The following is a 17,395-nucleotide window of genomic DNA, read 5'->3' on the forward strand; positions in this document are numbered from 1 at the left end:
CATGTATTTTAGAAGTTCTTAAAAAAAATTGCAAATGAAAGGCTATGGATTTTTCTTTCTGGATTTCATGTTTATTTTAAGAATATAAAAAAGTATTATTATCCCCTATTATTTGAGGGATAAAAAAACATTTGTAATACATAAAACGAGTTAGGCACATTTTAAGAGAAACATATGAATTCAGTAAAAGACTTAATATACTTCGATTATGACAAAGCAAAATCACTTAACAGTCAGTTGAGTGGTGGAATTGTTAGTGAAATAACTAGAGCTATCGAAGAACAAGGAGGTATTCAGTCTGAATTTGGTTTTGATATAAAATTATTAAAGGCAAAAGTTGGAGCAACAACGGACGAAAAAACCATAAAAACGGAAAGAATTGAACTCTACCACGAGTTACTAAATGAAGTAGAATCTAAGTTAACCAAGAAAAATTTTTTAAAAGATTTAAATCAAGCTTTAACTACAGATGGCAAAACATTTAATGACTTTTTAGGAAATGTCCCAGGATATACATACGTAAAAGCTAATGGCTGGAGTTCTTTTGAAGATTATGGAAGGTTTAAAAAAATTATGGCAAATTTCAACGATATACAAAGATTGATTTATGCCTCTGCTTTAAAAAACAATCCTGAAATTATTGCTAAAAAAAACCAAATCAACGACCTAAAAAAAGGACTTAAAAAATCGCAAAACCATAAGGAACTGAATAGACTAAAAGCAGCTGAAAAATCATTTGATAAAATTATAGAAGAGCATTCAGAAGCGCAGTTACTTGATGAAACGTTTGTAGAAAGAGTAAATACATTTTTAGATACGTTTTCACCAAACCGATTAAATTTCAGACTGGCACCATTCGATTCTTTTCCTGAATTTCAAATTTTAGCCAACTTAAAAAGTCAATACCTAGTGAATGGAGACTTTGAAAATGTGATTTTTACATATGGTAGTAGACCAAATATCAAATTGTCAGTTTTTGGTATTATAACGTCTTGCCCTCAAGAACAAGATGTGAGAGTAAATCTAAATGATGAGTATCTCGCTTATGATGAGGAGGAACTGTCAGAAGAAGCTGTATATGATAAAGTTTTTCGGAATATATTTGCATCTTTTGAAAACTTTGAGAAGTTCTTCTTTGTACCCAGCTACCCAAAAATAGCAATAAGTCCAATTGGAATTTATAGAGAAGTAATAATAGAATAAAAAACGTTGCCTAACAATAGTTATAAGTAATTGCTTATTCTCGCCTACTTCCTAGAATTCTAATGGAATTTTTTATTCGGTTTGTATTTGCTAAATTAGGTTTAAATCCATGAAACTACTCATAACTGAAACCTTCAGGTACAATTTACTAACTAAAAATTCACCTATAACTAATGGTACGGAAGCTGTTTTTAATTAAATCTCTTTAAAAACCTAAAAATTTACAATATGAAAAAGCTACTTTATTTTTTTATCTTATTAACCTTCTCTTGTTTTTCACAAGAAAACACTATCAATAACTTTCAACAAAAACAAGACGCTCTTCGAAACGAACTTTTAAATAGTAAAAATGATAAACTGTTATTAAATACTGTTTTTGAAGAGCACTATATTCGAGGACTTATTACTAATGAAAAAAAATATTTAATTTTTAAATTACCTTTTAACCTGCATGGATTTGATTGTAGTGCGCCTGATTGCTATACAACGATTTTAGAGTTTAAAATACCCAATAGTTCTCCTTTAAAAATACCTGAAAAAATTAAAGTTAACATAACTGAATCTGGTTGTGTAAAAACACAAAAATGGTCAGGAGAATTCAAACTTATAAAATCGAACAAACAACTAGTTAATTACTACTCTTCTAAGTTAAAAAGTAATCTTTACTTTACTAGAAAAGGAAGGTTAATATATTTTCCTCATGAAAAAACATTCTCAATTAGCTTACAGAAACTAGATAAGATACTTCAAAATTTAAATCCTGATAAATTAGAACCTGTACCTTATTTATCTACTATAATGACTACAATGGAGTATGAATTATTTATAAACAAAGAATAAAACTATTTCTACCATGTTTAAAAAGCCCCAGAAAATATTTTTCTGAGGCTTTTTCACAATCCTCTATAAAAAAACTAAAAATGAAAATTTTAGTACGCTTACTTTTCTAATGTAAACCTCATGGTCAACACTATAAATTGAATTACGTTTTAATGACTAGCTATTAAATAAATCCCTTTATATTCAATAAAATATTACTTACGTTGTTTCGGAAAGCATTAACCTTACAGCTAGCTTTCCTAATTTATTTGCCGCTTTTGGACTATCACCAGTAATAAGTTTTCGATCATGACATACTTTTCCGTTTGGCATCTTATTTACAATAGTTACACCCAAATCTTGTAATCTTTCTCCAAAATACCAAGGCATTGCGCCTGGCATATATCCTGTTAACGGAAGCATTTTATCTGCTCCATCAGGAAAAGCAGCTACTTTGTATCCTTTATATGGAAATTCTTCTGGTGAAGCATTAATAGCTGCTGCTAAAAAAGCTGCTGGACCGTGGCAGATAGAAATCATCCACTTATCATTTTTCACACTCCAATCAATTACCTTTTTAACCGCTAAACTTGAAGGTAAATCTATAATAGCACCATGCCCTCCTGGAATATATACTGCAGTATACGGACTCTCTTCATCAAATTCTTCAACTACTTCCTGTAAGTTTAAAGGCGTAAGAATTTGCGATTTAAACGTCTCATAAATTGCCATTACTTCCCTGTCTTCTTCAGGAAAAGCCCATTCTTCTAATTTTAATGGGTTTCCTGTTACAGTAGCTATATCCATTTCAAACCCAGCTTTCATAAAATGTAACATTGGCACAAACATTTCTACAGGATGATTTCCTGTTAAAAAATTTTTCCCGTTTTTCATTTCAAGTAATGCTTGTTCTGTTCCAATTACTAAGATTCTTCGGTTTTTATCCGTATTCTTATCTTCAAAAACTGAATGATCATAGTCTGTTTTTTTATCTACAGCTAGTTTTAAAGCTAATTTCGAAGGAGAATATATATTTCCTGAAACCTCTTTCGGTTCTGCTCCTAACATACTTTTTATACGATTCATACTAATTCAGTTTACTGGTTTTATACTACTAACGAAATGCTCTATAAGTTACAACCTTTATTTATACTACAAACTTACTTCATAAACTAACATTTAATTAACTCATAAAGTTTAAATAGTACTCCTAAATGTTCAAATTCTATTATTTACATATCAAAACTTCTTTCAAAAAACAACATAGAACATTCACAAATAATTTAGTAATTTCGACCCTCTAAATTACTTGCATGAAAGTTTGTATCGCCGAAAAACCAAGTGTAGCTCGTGAGATTGCTAATATCTTAGGAGCCAATACCAAACGAGATGGATATTTCGAAGGGAATGGTTATGCAGTTACTTATACATTTGGTCATTTATGCACGCTTTTAGAACCTAAAGACTACAAACCGCACTGGAAAAGCTGGGACTTGAACAATCTCCCGATGCTTCCTGATCGTTTTGACACAAAAGTTACTAATGATAGTGGAATTCAGAAACAGTTCAAAATTGTTAAGTCCTTATTTGAAAAAGCCGATGTGGTTATCAACTGTGGGGATGCGGGACAAGAAGGAGAACTAATTCAACGTTGGGTTATTAATCAGGCAAATTACAAGGGTAAAATTCAACGTTTGTGGATTTCTTCTCTAACTGAAGAAGCTATTAAAGAAGGGTTCGACAACCTAAAAGACAACGACGATTATAACAATTTATACTATGCAGGATACTCTCGTGCTATTGGTGATTGGCTTTTAGGATTAAACGCTACCCGCTTGTACACTGTAAAATTTGGTGGTTATAAACAAGTACTATCTATAGGCAGAGTACAAACGCCTACCCTAGCCATGTTGGTAGATCGTTATAAAGAAATTCAAAATTTTAAGCCAGAACCATACTGGGAACTCCAAACCTTGTATCGCGATACACTCTTTAGTTGTGAAGAAGGTCGTTTTTTGAAGAAGGAAGAAGGACAAGCTTTTGCGGATAAAGTAAAAGAAAGTGATTTTGAAATCATGTCAGTTACCAAAAAGAAGGGTAAAGAATACGCTCCGAAGCTATTCGATTTAACTGGCTTACAAGTATATTGTAATAACAAATTTGGGTTTTCTGCCGATGAAACCTTAAAAATTGTACAGAAACTCTATGAAATGAAAGTAGTTACCTACCCAAGGGTTGATACTACTTTTTTACCAAACGACATATATCCTAAAGTTCCGAATATTTTAAAAGGTTTAAAACAATACGCAACATTAACACAACCTCTTTTAGGGAAAAAAATACGTAAATCGAGTAAAGTATTTAATGACAAAAAAGTAACTGATCACCATGCGATTATTCCCACAGGAATAGAAATCAATCTACAATATAATCAGCAACAAGTCTACGATATTATTGTTCGCCGATTCATCGCTGTATTTTATCCTGATAGTGATATTTCTAATACCGCTGTAATTGGTGAAGCTGATAAAGTTTCGTTTAAAACCACAGGAAAAGAAATTCTTACCAAAGGTTGGCGTGAAGTTTTTGAATACGGAAAAGAACCAAAAAAAGATACTGAAAAAGACGTTTTACCAACTTTTACCAAAGGAGAAAAAGGTTCGCATGAGCCCTCTTTTTTAGAAAAGGAAACCAAACCACCTCGTAATTATACCGAAGCTAGTTTACTACGTGCTATGGAAACAGCAGGAAAACAAGTAGATGATGATGAAATGCGTGAATTAATGAAAGAAAACGGTATTGGTCGTCCATCTACACGTGCAAGTATCATTGAAACGTTGTTTAGAAGAAAATACATTGAACGTCAAAAAAAATTGATCATTCCCACTCAAACGGGAATTGATCTGATTGATTTAATTGACAACGAGCTTCTAAAATCTGCAGAGTTAACTGGTTTGTGGGAAAAACGTTTGAAAGAAATTGAACGTGGTGAGTATAGTGCTGCTCATTTTATTAATGAAATGAAAAAAATGGTAGACCGTTTGGTATACGAGGTACGTTCTAATACCAAATCTGTACGATTATCTGCCGAAAAAAGCACTTCTGAAAACACAAATAAGGTTAAGAAAAAATCTACTTCTAAAAAGAAAGAAGTGGTAGGTAAAAACTGCCCAAAATGTAGCAGCGGACAATTACTAAAAGGAAGTGCTGCTTATGGATGTTCTGCCTATAAAAATGGTTGTGATTTTACACTTCCGTTTGAATTTATGGACAAAAAAATCTCTGAAAGTCAATTCATTCGTTTGCTTGACAAAGGATGTACGACCAATTTAAAAGGGTTTAAACAAGGTTCTGAAAAAAATGAAGGATTGGTTCGTTTTGATGATAATTTCAATTTAAAATTTGAACCTAAAAAAGGAGTTGTTACAAATGAAAAGATTACTTCGTCGCAAACTCCTCGTAATGACAATGAAAAAATAACTTGCCCTAAATGTAGTAAAGGAATTGTTTTAAAAGGAAAGTCTGCCTACGGATGTTCTGAGTATAAAAATGGTTGTGACTTTGTGTTTACTTTTGAAAACATCAAAAAAATGGCTAACGGGCAACCATTAACCAAAGAGTTAGTATATAAAATATTGACTTCTAAGTAAGTTCTTTATAATAGTATTCTATTAATTTCTCTGGGTTTTTAATGGTGTTTTTTATCCATTTAAAATACAATACATTCTTTTCTTCTTCTGATAGTTGCCAATCTAAATTTGTTCTTTTTAATCGGGTAGTTACATCTTGTAGTGTGATTGCTGCTGCTACTGAGATATTTAAGCTTTCGGTAAAACCAACCATGGGAATTTTTAAAAATCCATCTGCTTCTTGTTTTATGTAATCCGAAATTCCATCTTTTTCAGCACCAAAAACAAAAGCTGATTTTTTAGTAACATCAAAATCAGGTAAAATACACGAATCAGTGTGTGGTGTGGTACCTATAATTTGATACCCTTTTGCTCGTAAATCTTCCAAACAAGCTTTGGTATTGTCTCCGTCTTCTTTATATCGATGAATGTCTAACCATTTTTGACTTCCTTTGGCTACATGTCTTGATACTTTGTTCGTAAACTTATTTTCTATGGCATATACATCTTGTATACCAAATATATCACAACTTCTTACCACTGCGCTTGCATTATGCGGCTGATAAATATCTTCTAACACTACCGTAAAATGACGTGTTCTTTCATTCAAAACTTTGTGAAATGTATCTTTCCTTTTTTCAGTAATGTAACCTTCTAAATAGGCTAATAATCCTTCATCAATCATACGACAAACATAGTAAATTTTCCTATTTTCTCTTATGCTTAAACAACTCGTTCTTTTTTAATAAAGGTAGTAAACTCTATGCACAACTAAATTAAAATAACTAGTAAACTATAAATCTTAGCTTTGTTGGATTATTAATTAATATGACCTTGAATAAAGAAGAGAAAGCTAAATTTATTTTTTATTAATAAGTTTTTGCTCTTCTAATGCTAGAACCAATAAATTAACGTAATCATTTACAGTTTCTTCTATAGACTTAGGATCAATAATATCTATATATCCTTTCCAAATTAACTCTCGTTCTTTTGTTGGACAAATACAATATAAAGAGGTTTCAGCTTTGTATGTTTTATACTTTTCATAATAATTTGGGTCTTCTAGAATTTCTCGGTGATTATAATAATCTTCCTTAAACTTTACATCTAGGTATTTTTTTTCTTTATATTTTTCTGAGAATATTTTTCTATCTTCCACACCTACCACCTTAGTATAAATTACTGCATCATAAAAGTTTGCTGTTAAAACATTTTCTATAAGTTTTAATTCTTCTTCTGTTTTCCCTTCCATTCTAAATTTTGGCTCAAAAATATCTAAACTTGGCACTGCATCAATGTTTCTAGATTCTAACTCCTTTTTTAGCAATTCTTCAAACTTATCTCTAGCCTCTAAATTTGGAGTCATACCAATGATTAATACTTTAGATAATGAGAGTGAATCAATTTCTGGGTTCTTCCAATACTCTACTAATTGAGTTGTTGTACAACAATTGAACGCAACAACTATAATTGATAATAGCACTGTTAATTTTATAAATGATTTCATATTTACTAGTTTATGTTATTCCTTCTCATAATATTGAAAGAGCTTCTTTAGCTTATAAAACACTCTTATGGCTACAGATAAAGTTACTAAATTCTTTGGATAACTGAAGCTGTTTTCAGCTGTAGTTTACTTAAGTGGTAGAAAACTATCTGTTTTAAAGGGATTCTAACATAAAAAAGATAGATTAAAGTTAAATAAGTTTATCTATACAGAAAAAACTTCTTAAACAGGTCAACAAACTTTAATTAATTATGCTACATACAAAGCAGACTTTCCTATTTTTTAATCACTAAGCAATAATCTCTTATTTATTTTCTTAAACTTGTAACGAAAAAGAAATGCTTTTTTAATAGCATAGTTCATATTTTAGAATCATTAATTTCTCTATTTTATCTATGAAAAAACGTTTGGTTGTATTAACAGGTGCTGGTATTAGTGCTGAAAGTGGTATTAAAACTTTTAGAGATGCCGATGGCTTATGGGAAGGTCACGATATTTATGAAGTGGCTTCTCCACAAGGGTTTCATGCTAATCCTGAATTGGTATTAGACTTTTACAATCAACGTAGAAGACAACTTTTAAAAGTTTCTCCTAATAAAGCACATCACAATTTAGTTTCTTTAGAGAATGATTTTGAAGTTGATATTATTACTCAAAACGTAGATGATTTACACGAAAGAGCAGGAAACAAAAATGTAATACATCTACATGGCGAACTATTAAAAGCTCGTAGTACCAAAAACAAACATCTTGTTTATAATTGGAATAAAGATATTGCTATAGGTGATGTATGCGAAGAAAATGCTCAATTACGCCCACACATTGTTTGGTTTGGTGAAGATGTTCCTCTTTTGGAAAAAGCTGCAGAAATTACTCAACAGGCTGATATTTTAGTAATTATAGGAACTTCTATGCAAGTATATCCTGCTGCTAGTTTGGTTAATTATGTACAGCATAATACACCTATTTATTTTATAGATCCTAAACCTGCTGTAAATAAAAACGCCTTCAATAACTTAACTATTATTGAAGACGTTGCTAGTTCTGGTACTGATAAATTAATTACTATACTAAAATAAGTTTAGTATCAAGTTTTATGAATTTGATGTTAATCGGTCAAAATACTCATACAATTCTCCTTTAGAAATTGTGCTTCCTTTTTCAATCAAATCAAAAAGTTCAACATTTCTTTCTTCTTGATATGCTTTTGAGCCTCTTAAAAACTCAATTGCTTCATCATTTGGATTTTTTAGTAGCCATTCAAACCCTTCTTGCTCTAAAACATTAATGTCTTTTTCTATTTTTATTACAATACGATGTATTTCTTTTTCTTCGCATTTGAATAGGTTTACTAAGTTTGGAGAAAAATGTTCTAAATACGCTGTTTTAGTTAATACATCATCCCAAACTACATCGCTAAATACATTCATTTCATCTTCAGCTACATGTGGTTTCTCTTTTTTTAGTTCATCCCATTCTTTTTTATCAATGTTTTGTGATGCTAAAAATCGAGCAAATTCTTCATGTAATCCTTCAAACTGTTCTTTTGTAAGTTGTCTATATTTCAAACGTTTAAATTTTAGTAATTAACTAGCTCTAGTTTTATTCATGTTTTTAATCAGAGCTGCTATCTTGTTTTGCTTAATCCCTCTATAAGGGTTTCATGGGGCAATTTTAATAATAAATTAGGGTTAGGACAATTTTCCTTATAATAATCTAGGTTCTTTTTTGAAGAAACTCCAGGGTAATCTCCATAACAACCTTCAATATCTATCATTAACTGAAAATGTAAGTGCGGAGCATAGTCTCCATTTACTGAACTACCTCCTAAAGTACCTATCTTCTCTCCTTGTTTCACTTTTGCTCCAACTGATATATTTTCTATAGATTCTAATGATAAATGACCATATAATGAATAAAACTCATTTCCTTCTATTGAATGTTTTACAATAATTGTTGGCCCATAATCTCCATAATTTAAATTGTTTTTAAAGCTATGAATTTCCCCATCTAATACCGCTAAAATGTCTGTACCTGCATCACACCACAAATCAATTCCCAAATGAATATTTCGTTGGTTTTCTTCTGATAATTTATTAAAATGCTCACTTCTACTATAAATATCTCTTACTTCCAAATATCCCCCAAAAGCAACTGTTTTTTAATGTTTTGAAAAATAATTTTCTAAATAAGCCTCCCATTCTTTTGATGAAGAAACATCAAAGCTTAATTCTTTGTTAGATGCTGCTATTGAAATTGGAATGTATTCGCTAAAAGGTATACTCGTATCAACTACATGTAATGGTTTTGGGGATATGTTTCTTAAAAAATCTATCATATTTAAAAATTAAAAAAAGTGCAGTAATTACTGCACTTTTTGTGAAAAACTAGTTATGTATTAGGCATTCTGTTTCTTAATTAAATTTAAAGCAGAACCTTCTTTATACCATTCAATTTGCCCTTCATTATAGGTATGATTTACAACTATTGTATCTTTTGATCCATCAGCATGCACTACTTCAATAGTTAGTGATTTACTTGGAGAAAACTCATTCAAATCTAAGAAGTTGAAGGTGTCATCTTCTTGAATTAAATCGTAATCTGCTTCGTTGTCAAATGTTAATCCTAACATTCCTTGTTTTTTCAAGTTTGTTTCGTGGATACGTGCAAATGATTTTACCAATACAGCCGCTACTCCTAAATGACGTGGTTCCATTGCTGCATGTTCACGAGAAGAACCCTCACCATAGTTATGATCTCCTACTACAATTGTTTTAATTCCTTTTGCTTTGTACTCTCGTTGCACCTTAGGTACTGCATCATACTCACCTGTTAATTGGTTTTTCACGAAATTTGTTTGCTTATTAAAAGCGTTTACCGCCCCAATCAACATGTTGTTGGAAATATTATCTAAGTGTCCACGATAACGTAACCAAGGTCCTGCCATAGATATATGGTCAGTTGTACATTTACCGTATGCTTTGATTAATAATTTAGCACCTTTTATAGTATTACCTATTGGCTCAAATGGCGTTAATAATTCTAAACGTTCTGAATTAGGGTTTACAACTATTTCTACATGACTTCCATCTTCCTCTGGTGCTAAATACCCATTATCTTTAACTTCAAAGCCTTTTGGTGGTAATTCCCACCCTGTTGGTTCATCAAACATTACCTCTTCTCCATTTTCATTAATTAATGAATCTGTCATCGGATTAAAATCTAGACGTCCTGAAATTGCTATTGCTGCAGTTAATTCTGGTGAAGCAACAAAAGCATGTGTATTAGGGTTACCATCAGCTCTTTTGGCAAAATTACGATTGAAAGAGTGAACAATACTATTCTTTGGCGCATTTTTAGGATCACTATATCTAGCCCATTGTCCAATACATGGTCCGCATGCGTTAGTAAATATTTTAGCATTTAAATTTTCAAAGACTTGCAGTATTCCATCTCTTTCAGCTGTATAACGTACTTGCTCTGATCCTGGATTGATACCAAACTCTGCTTTTGTTTTCAATCCTTTATCTATAGCTTGCTGTGCAATAGAAGCTGCACGTGATAAATCTTCATAAGAAGAATTGGTACAAGAACCTATTAACCCCCATTCTACTTGTAATGGCCAATTATTTGCTTGAGCCTTCTCTGTCATTTCTTTACCTACTGAAGTAGATAAATCAGGAGTAAAAGGTCCGTTTAATAATGGGCCTAATTCTGATAAATTGATTTCAATTACTTGATCAAAATATTGTTCTGGGTTTGCGTATACTTCAGCATCTGCCGTTAAGTATTCTTTAATTTCATTTGCTGCATCTGCCACATCATTTCTATCTGTAGCACGTAAATAACGTTCCATAGACTCATCGTAACCGAAAGTAGAGGTTGTAGCTCCAATCTCTGCTCCCATGTTACAAATAGTTCCTTTACCTGTACAAGACATAGCTGTTGCTCCAGGTCCAAAATATTCAACAATAGCTCCTGTTCCTCCTTTTACTGTTAGAATTTCTGCTACTTTTAAAATCACATCTTTAGGTGCTGTCCAACCAGATAATTTACCTGTTAATTTTACACCTATTAATTTAGGAAATTTCAATTCCCAAGGCATACCTGCCATTACATCTACTGCATCAGCTCCACCTACACCAATAGCAACCATTCCTAATCCTCCAGCGTTTACTGTGTGAGAATCAGTACCTATCATCATTCCTCCTGGAAATGCATAATTTTCTAATACCACTTGGTGAATAATTCCTGCTCCAGGTTTCCAGAAGCCAATACCGTATTTATTAGATACAGACTCTAAAAAATCAAAAACCTCACTACTTACATCATTTGCGTGTTTTAAATCGGTAGCTGCTCCATCTTTTGCCTGAATTAAGTGGTCGCAATGTACCGTTGTTGGTACTGCTACTTTATCTTTTCCTGCTTGCATAAATTGCAACAACGCCATTTGTGCTGTTGCATCTTGACAAGCAATACGGTCTGGGGCAAAATCAACATAATCTTTACCTCTAGTAAATGCTTTATCTACTTTTACATTCCATAAATGTGCATACAGAATTTTTTCAGCTAACGTAAGAGGTTTACCTGTTACTTTTTTTGCTGCCTCTACTCTTTCAGGAAATTTTGAGTAAACTTCCTTAATCATTTTAATATCAAAAGCCATGTATTGTTTAGTTTTTATTACAAGTACTAAATTTAGCAAAAAATAATAGGATAATAAAAAAGCCCGAGTTAAAACTCGGGCTTGTATTATAAATAATGTCTATGATTACATTACTAATTGCTTTTGAGATGGTTTAAACTTCGTTAATACGATACCGTCTACTGCTTTTTCATATTCTTCCATAGTAGGAGTTCTTCCTAAAATAGTAGATAATACTACTACTGGTGTAGAAGATAATAAAGATTCACCTTTTTTCTCTCCAGAATCTTTTACAACTCTTCCTTGGAATAAACGTGTTGATGTAGCCATTACTGTATCTCCTGGCTCAGCTTTTTCTTGATTCCCCATACATAAGTTACATCCAGGACGTTCTAAGTATAACATGTTTTCATACTTTGTACGTGCTAATCCTTTAGGTGCATTATCATCAAACTCAAATCCTGAATACTTTTGTAATACTTCCCAATCTCCTTCAGCTTTTAACTCGTCTACAATATTGTATGTAGGTGGTGCTACTACTAATGGAGCATTGAATTCTACTTTACCTTCTTGTGCTTCAATGTTCTTTAACATTTGAGCTAAGATTTTCATATCTCCTTTATGAACCATACAAGATCCTACGAAACCTAAATCTACTTTCTTAGTTCCTCCGTAGAATGATAATGGACGAATAGTATCGTGCGTATAACGTTTAGAAACATCTTCGTTATTTACATCAGGATCAGCAATCATTGGTTCAGCGATTTCATCTAAATCAATTACAACTTCTGCATAATATTTAGCATCCGCATCTGGTTTTAACGCTGGTTTATTTCCTGTTTTAACTTCTTGGATTCTAGTATTTGCCTTATCAACTAAACCTTGTAATACTTGCTTTTTATTATCCATTCCCTTATCAATCATGATTTGGATACGATCTCTAGCAATTTCCAATGATTCAATTAATGTTTCATCTTCTGAAATACAGATAGAAGCCTTTGCTTTCATCTCTGCAGTCCAGTCAGTAAACGTAAAAGCTTGATCAGCTGTTAAGGTACCTATATGCACCTCAATAACTCTTCCTTGGAATACATTTTCTCCTCCAAATTGCTTTAACATTTGTTGTTGTGTAGCATGCACTACATCACGGAAATCCATGAAGCTTCTCATGTCTCCCTTAAAAGTAACTTTTACTGATTGTGGAATTGGCATGGTTGCTTCTCCTGTAGCCAATGCTAAGGCAACAGTTCCTGAATCGGCACCAAAAGCTACTCCTTTTGACATACGTGTGTGAGAGTCTCCACCAATAATGATATCCCAATCACTTACAGTAATATCGTTCAATACTTTATGAATTACATCCGTCATTGCATGATACTCTCCTTTAGGATCACGACCAGTAATTAAACCGAAGTCGTTCATAAACTTCATTAATCTAGGAATATTCGCTTTTGACTTATCATCCCAAACTGAAGCAGTATGACATCCTGATTGGTATCCTCCATCAACAATTGGAGAAATTACCGTTGCAGCCATCATTTCTAACTCTTGAGAAGTCATTAATCCTGTAGTATCTTGAGATCCTACAATGTTTACTTCTACACGAACATCAGAACCTGCATGTAATGTTTTACCTGGAGTAGTTCCTACAGCATTTTTGTTGAATATTTTTTCAACTGCTGTTAATCCTTGTCCTTCAACAGAAATTTCTTTAGAAGCTGCATATACTTGTGGAGCTTCAATTCCTAAAACTTTGGCAGCAAATGTTTGTAATTTTTTACCAAAAACTACAGCATAAGAACCACCTGCTTTGATAAACTCCATTTTCTGTGGAGTTAAAGCGTCAGAAATATCTTTTAATTCTTTATCTCCGTTATATAATTTCTTAGTTTTTGTGTTAATAGTTAACACAGTTCCTGTATCAACAGAATATGTTTGTTCTAAAACTGGTTCTCCATCAGCATCTAATACTGTATTTCCTTCAGTATCTTTTTGCTTCACCCAGTTTTTAAGGTCAATACCAATACCCCCTGTTACACCAACTGTTGTTAAGAAAATAGGTGAAATTCCATTTGTACCTGCAATTACAGGAGCTATATTAATGAATGGAACATAAGGACTAGAAGGTATTCCTGTCCAAAGAGCAACGTTATTTACTCCTGACATTCTTGAAGATCCAACTCCCATAGTTCCTTTTTCAGCAATTAACATCACTCGTTTATCAGGATGCTGTTCTTTTAGTGCTAACAATTCTTGTTGCATTTCTTTGTTGTGCTCAAAAATAGATTGTCCGTGTAACTCACGGTCAGATCTAGAGTGTGCATCTGCACCTGGTGATAATAAGTCTGTAGATATATCCCCTACTCCTGCAACAAATGTTACTATTTGAATTTCTTCATCTACCTCTGGTAACTTTGTAAAAAATTCTGCTTGTGCATAACTTTCAATAATTTCTTTAGCTATTGCACTTCCTGCTTTCATAGCCTCCTCTAAACGCTCAGTATCTGCTTCGTATAAAAATACCTGAGTCTTTAACACTTTAGCTGCTTCTTTAGCTATCGCTTCATCATTTCCTAAAGCTAAGTCTAATAAAACCTTGATAGAAGGCCCACCTTTCATGTGAGATAATTGTTCAAAAGCAAAAGCTGGAGTAATTTCTTCTACTACAAACTCTCCTAAAATAATTTCTTTCAAAAATTCAGCTTTTACACCAGCAGCATTTGTTGTACCTGGTAAAACATTATAAATAAAGAAATTAAGAGACTCTTTACGGTGCTCGTTATTTACATCTTTAATTTGTGAAATAATTTCAGTTAACAATTCACTTCCGTCAATTGGCTTAGGGTGTAGACCTTGCCCTTTTCTTACTTCAATCTCCTTTAGGTAATCTGAGTATGTGTTCATAAAAGGTTTATTATTTAATATTTGAAAAGAAACTGTAAAAGTTAAGATTTATTGAAATTGATTGTGATACAATTGACTTATAAAAACTCCCTTTTATTGTTTCTTAATTTATTTGTATCTAAAACTGTTATATGTAAGCACATATATCAAATTTACATACGAGTATATCTTGTTATTTTTTTGCCTAGCAAAAGTACTATTTTAACCTCAATTTTAAAAATAAACAACAAAACAGGAGAAATACTAAATTTATTTAATTTGAAATAGCTGTTTTTAAAAATATCTCAAAAAAACACTTAAAAACCAGTCAATTAATTATCAATTTGATAATTGAGATATTTTAAGTAAAGTACAGAAAAAGCTATAATGATTCTAAATAGGAAAAAAAGCAGACCCATAAGCTGGATTCTGTTCCTCAAAAATGAGGCTCTTATCATTTATCTAGTTCCGAAATTACTAACGGAATCAATCTGCCTACCCCTTAGAATCGCGCGAGTAGCGCTCGAGCTCTAATGTACATGGCATTGCACCGCATAGAGTTTACCTGGTTTCACTACAGCATTACCTGTACATACTTTCTGTTGCACTTGTCCTCGGTTTACACCGGACGGATGTTATCCGCTATGCTACTCTATGGTGTCCAGACTTTCCTACTTACATTTGCTGTAAGTCGATAAGATAGGTCTGCTTAATATGTTTTTAGTTCACATCTTTATTCATAAAAAAACCCACTCAAAAAATTGAGTGGGAAAATTGCTATGAAAAAGAAAAAGTGTCTAGAACGTCTCCTAGACACTGCAAATATATAAACGTTTTTTGTTTTAAAAAAATTTAAATCAAAAAAAATTCAAATTTTATATTTTTTTTAAGAAAACATGTCTTTAACCTTTTCGAAGAACGACTTGTCTGACTTTTGAGGGTTTGGGCTAAAGTTCTCATCTTCTTGCATTTCCTCAAAAAATTTACGTTGATCCTTTGTTAATTCTTGTGGTGTCCACACATTTATGTGAATTAAGAAATCTCCATGTCCATAACGTTCAATACTAGGTAATCCTTTTCCTTTTAATCGTAAAATCTTACCAGATTGCGTTCCTGCATCAACTTTAATCTTAACTTTTCCTGTAACTGTATCTATTTCTTTAGAAGTTCCTAAAACAGCTTCTGAGAAGTTTATATATAAATCGTAGTGAATATTGCTTCCTTCTCTCTTTAAAGTATCGTGTGGTACTTCTTCAATCAACACTAATAAATCACCAGGAATTGAGTTCTTACCAGGAGCTTCGTTTCCTTTTCCTCCTACTTTTAGTTGAACTCCTTCTGTAACTCCTTCAGGAATATTAATAGAAACAGTTTCTTCTTTTACAATCATACCTTGTGCATCGGCTCCACTAGGTTTCTTATCTAACATTTCTCCTGCTCCATGACAAGTACCACAAGTAGTAGCTGTTTGCATTCTACCTAAAATAGTATTGGTAACTCGCATTTGTTGCCCTGTACCGTTACAGGTTGAACAGGTTTTATACGTTACTCCTTCTGCTTGAACTTTTCTACGAACTTTTACCTTCTTTTCAACTCCCTTGGCTATATCTTCTAAAGTTAGTTTTACACGAATACGTAAGTTACTACCTTTTACTCGTGCTTGACGGTGACCACCGCCACCAAAACCACCGAAACCGCCACCAAAGGCTCCTCCAAAAATATCTCCAAATTGGCTAAAAATGTCATCCATATTCATTCCGCCACCGCCGAAGCCTCCGTGACCTCCTTCAAAAGCAGCATGACCATACTGATCGTAACGAGCTTTCTTGTTCTCATCACTTAATATTTCATACGCTTCTGCAGCTAACTTGAATTTTTCTTCAGCATCTTTATCATCTGGATTTTTATCTGGATGATACTTAATAGCCATCTTTCGATATGCTTTTTTTATTTCAGCTTGCGATGCCGATTTTGATATTCCTAATATTTCGTAATAATCTTGTTTTGCCATAACTTTCAATGTTCAATTATCAGTAAACAGTTATTTTAAACAATAACCAATAATTGTATTAATGATAATTGTTTTACGCTTGCCCCATTACTACTTTAGGGTGACGAATAATTTTATCTCCTAGTTTGTATCCTTTCTCTACACAATCGATGATTTTTCCTTTTAAATCTTCTGTTGGCGCAGGTATTTGTGTAATTGCATCATGAATTTCAGCATCAAAATCATCTCCTGGCTTTACTTCAATTTCTACTAATCCTTTTTGAGTTAAGGTATTTTTAAACTTATTATTGATAAGCTCCATTCCTTTTAATAATTCAGAATCTTCAGACTTTTTAATTTCTGCCAAACCTCTATCAAAATCATCCATAATTGGCAGTAAAGCTGTCATTAATTCTTGACTTGCTGTTTTAAAAAGCTCGATACGCTCTTTAGATGTACGTTTTTTATAGTTTTCAAATTCAGCAAATAAACGTAAGTATTTGTCTTTTTCTGCTTGAATTAATTCTTCAGCTGTAGGCGCTTCTTTTGCTTCAACCTCTTTATTTTCTTGAGCTTCTTCTTGCTCTCCACCTAATTCTCCACTTTTTACAGCGTCATTAATTTCGTCTTCTTTTGTATATTGATCTTTACTCATTGTAAATAGTTTCTTTTATTTTCTCTCTTTAGATTAACAAGAATGTTGCCAATAAAAAATCATG

General features: G+C 32.4%; 14 protein-coding genes and 1 other RNA gene. 4 read left to right on the forward strand and 11 right to left on the reverse strand.

The window, feature by feature from the left end; translation table 11 throughout:
- Positions 1-174 precede the first annotated feature (174 nt).
- On the forward strand, positions 175-1,203 hold the full coding sequence (locus C8N26_RS08490) for a DUF6414 family protein (protein ID WP_120186928.1): 1,029 nt from the start codon (positions 175-177) through the stop codon (positions 1,201-1,203).
- A gap of 228 nt (positions 1,204-1,431) precedes the next feature.
- A complete protein-coding gene (locus tag C8N26_RS08495) occupies positions 1,432-2,043 on the forward strand; it encodes a hypothetical protein (RefSeq protein WP_120186929.1) in 612 nt (203 codons plus the stop codon).
- A 198-nt stretch (positions 2,044-2,241) separates the two neighbouring features.
- On the opposite strand, the gene C8N26_RS08500 is transcribed toward C8N26_RS08495, so the two are convergent.
- Positions 2,242-3,108: a DJ-1/PfpI family protein gene (locus C8N26_RS08500; protein WP_120186930.1), complete on the reverse strand. Its 867-nt coding sequence runs from the start codon at positions 3,106-3,108 to the stop codon at positions 2,242-2,244.
- Between the two features lie 227 nt (positions 3,109-3,335).
- Here C8N26_RS08500 and C8N26_RS08505 point away from each other — a divergent pair, with 227 nt between their 5' ends.
- Entirely contained in the window at positions 3,336-5,672 is a 2,337-nt protein-coding gene (locus C8N26_RS08505; RefSeq protein WP_120186931.1) for a type IA DNA topoisomerase, read from the forward strand.
- Here C8N26_RS08505 and C8N26_RS08510 read toward each other — a convergent pair.
- Together C8N26_RS08510 and C8N26_RS08515 are read right to left on the reverse strand one after the other, a co-directional pair.
- Positions 5,665-6,336 carry a TrmH family RNA methyltransferase gene (locus C8N26_RS08510; RefSeq protein ID WP_028892472.1) on the reverse strand — a complete coding sequence of 224 codons (672 nt, stop codon included), beginning with the start codon at positions 6,334-6,336 and terminating at the stop codon, positions 5,665-5,667. The two genes, C8N26_RS08505 and C8N26_RS08510, sit on opposite strands and share 8 nt — an antisense overlap.
- 174 nt (positions 6,337-6,510) lie before the next feature.
- A complete protein-coding gene (locus C8N26_RS08515) occupies positions 6,511-7,158 on the reverse strand; it encodes a hypothetical protein (RefSeq protein ID WP_120186932.1) in 648 nt (215 codons plus the stop codon).
- Between the two features lie 395 nt (positions 7,159-7,553).
- Between C8N26_RS08515 and C8N26_RS08520 the strand changes: the two genes are divergently transcribed.
- Complete coding sequence (locus C8N26_RS08520) at positions 7,554-8,237, forward strand: SIR2 family NAD-dependent protein deacylase (RefSeq protein WP_028892475.1); 684 nt, start codon at positions 7,554-7,556, stop codon at positions 8,235-8,237.
- Positions 8,238-8,252: 15 nt separating this feature from the next.
- On the opposite strand, the gene C8N26_RS08525 is transcribed toward C8N26_RS08520, so the two are convergent.
- From C8N26_RS08525 to C8N26_RS08555, 8 genes are all read right to left on the reverse strand, one after another.
- The gene (locus C8N26_RS08525; RefSeq protein ID WP_099216638.1) at positions 8,253-8,726 is read right to left on the reverse strand and encodes a DUF6495 family protein; all 474 of its coding nucleotides are present in this window, start codon (positions 8,724-8,726) and stop codon (positions 8,253-8,255) included.
- Between the two features lie 59 nt (positions 8,727-8,785).
- Complete coding sequence (locus tag C8N26_RS08530) at positions 8,786-9,295, reverse strand: peptidoglycan DD-metalloendopeptidase family protein (protein WP_317124623.1); 510 nt, start codon at positions 9,293-9,295, stop codon at positions 8,786-8,788.
- Between the two features lie 24 nt (positions 9,296-9,319).
- Positions 9,320-9,496: a hypothetical protein gene (locus C8N26_RS13690; RefSeq protein WP_317124624.1), complete on the reverse strand. Its 177-nt coding sequence runs from the start codon at positions 9,494-9,496 to the stop codon at positions 9,320-9,322.
- 60 nt (positions 9,497-9,556) lie between these two features.
- Complete coding sequence (locus tag C8N26_RS08535; RefSeq protein WP_120186933.1) at positions 9,557-11,824, reverse strand: aconitate hydratase; 2,268 nt, start codon at positions 11,822-11,824, stop codon at positions 9,557-9,559.
- A 105-nt stretch (positions 11,825-11,929) separates the two neighbouring features.
- On the reverse strand, positions 11,930-14,707 hold the full coding sequence (locus C8N26_RS08540; protein ID WP_120186934.1) for a bifunctional aconitate hydratase 2/2-methylisocitrate dehydratase: 2,778 nt from the start codon (positions 14,705-14,707) through the stop codon (positions 11,930-11,932).
- 381 nt (positions 14,708-15,088) lie between these two features.
- Positions 15,089-15,398: RNase P RNA component class A (rnpB, locus tag C8N26_RS08545), an RNA gene on the reverse strand.
- A 174-nt stretch (positions 15,399-15,572) separates the two neighbouring features.
- A complete protein-coding gene (gene dnaJ / locus C8N26_RS08550) occupies positions 15,573-16,697 on the reverse strand; it encodes a molecular chaperone DnaJ (RefSeq protein WP_120186935.1) in 1,125 nt (374 codons plus the stop codon).
- Positions 16,698-16,770: 73 nt separating this feature from the next.
- On the reverse strand, positions 16,771-17,331 hold the full coding sequence (locus tag C8N26_RS08555) for a nucleotide exchange factor GrpE (protein ID WP_120186936.1): 561 nt from the start codon (positions 17,329-17,331) through the stop codon (positions 16,771-16,773).
- Between the last annotated feature and the right edge of the window lie 64 nt (positions 17,332-17,395).

The sequence above is a fragment of the Tenacibaculum lutimaris genome (genome assembly GCF_003610735.1).
In the GTDB taxonomy this organism is placed as follows: Bacteria; Bacteroidota; Bacteroidia; order Flavobacteriales; family Flavobacteriaceae; genus Polaribacter; species Polaribacter lutimaris.

Bases quoted from the DNA above. Each gene is read 5' to 3' on its own strand.
- C8N26_RS08540 (WP_120186934.1), bottom strand. From the start codon at position 14,707: ATGAACACATACTCAGATTACCTAAAGGAGATTGAAGTAAGAAAAGGG.
- C8N26_RS08500 (WP_120186930.1), bottom strand. From the start codon at position 3,108: ATGAATCGTATAAAAAGTATGTTAGGAGCAGAACCGAAAGAGGTTTCA.
- dnaJ (WP_120186935.1), bottom strand. From the start codon at position 16,697: ATGGCAAAACAAGATTATTACGAAATATTAGGAATATCAAAATCGGCA.
- C8N26_RS08505 (WP_120186931.1), top strand. From the start codon at position 3,336: ATGAAAGTTTGTATCGCCGAAAAACCAAGTGTAGCTCGTGAGATTGCT.
- C8N26_RS08495 (WP_120186929.1), top strand. From the start codon at position 1,432: ATGAAAAAGCTACTTTATTTTTTTATCTTATTAACCTTCTCTTGTTTT.
- C8N26_RS08510 (WP_028892472.1), bottom strand. From the start codon at position 6,336: ATGATTGATGAAGGATTATTAGCCTATTTAGAAGGTTACATTACTGAA.
- C8N26_RS13690 (WP_317124624.1), bottom strand. From the start codon at position 9,496: ATGATAGATTTTTTAAGAAACATATCCCCAAAACCATTACATGTAGTT.
- C8N26_RS08555 (WP_120186936.1), bottom strand. From the start codon at position 17,331: ATGAGTAAAGATCAATATACAAAAGAAGACGAAATTAATGACGCTGTA.
- C8N26_RS08520 (WP_028892475.1), top strand. From the start codon at position 7,554: ATGAAAAAACGTTTGGTTGTATTAACAGGTGCTGGTATTAGTGCTGAA.
- C8N26_RS08515 (WP_120186932.1), bottom strand. From the start codon at position 7,158: ATGAAATCATTTATAAAATTAACAGTGCTATTATCAATTATAGTTGTT.
- C8N26_RS08535 (WP_120186933.1), bottom strand. From the start codon at position 11,824: ATGGCTTTTGATATTAAAATGATTAAGGAAGTTTACTCAAAATTTCCT.
- C8N26_RS08490 (WP_120186928.1), top strand. From the start codon at position 175: ATGAATTCAGTAAAAGACTTAATATACTTCGATTATGACAAAGCAAAA.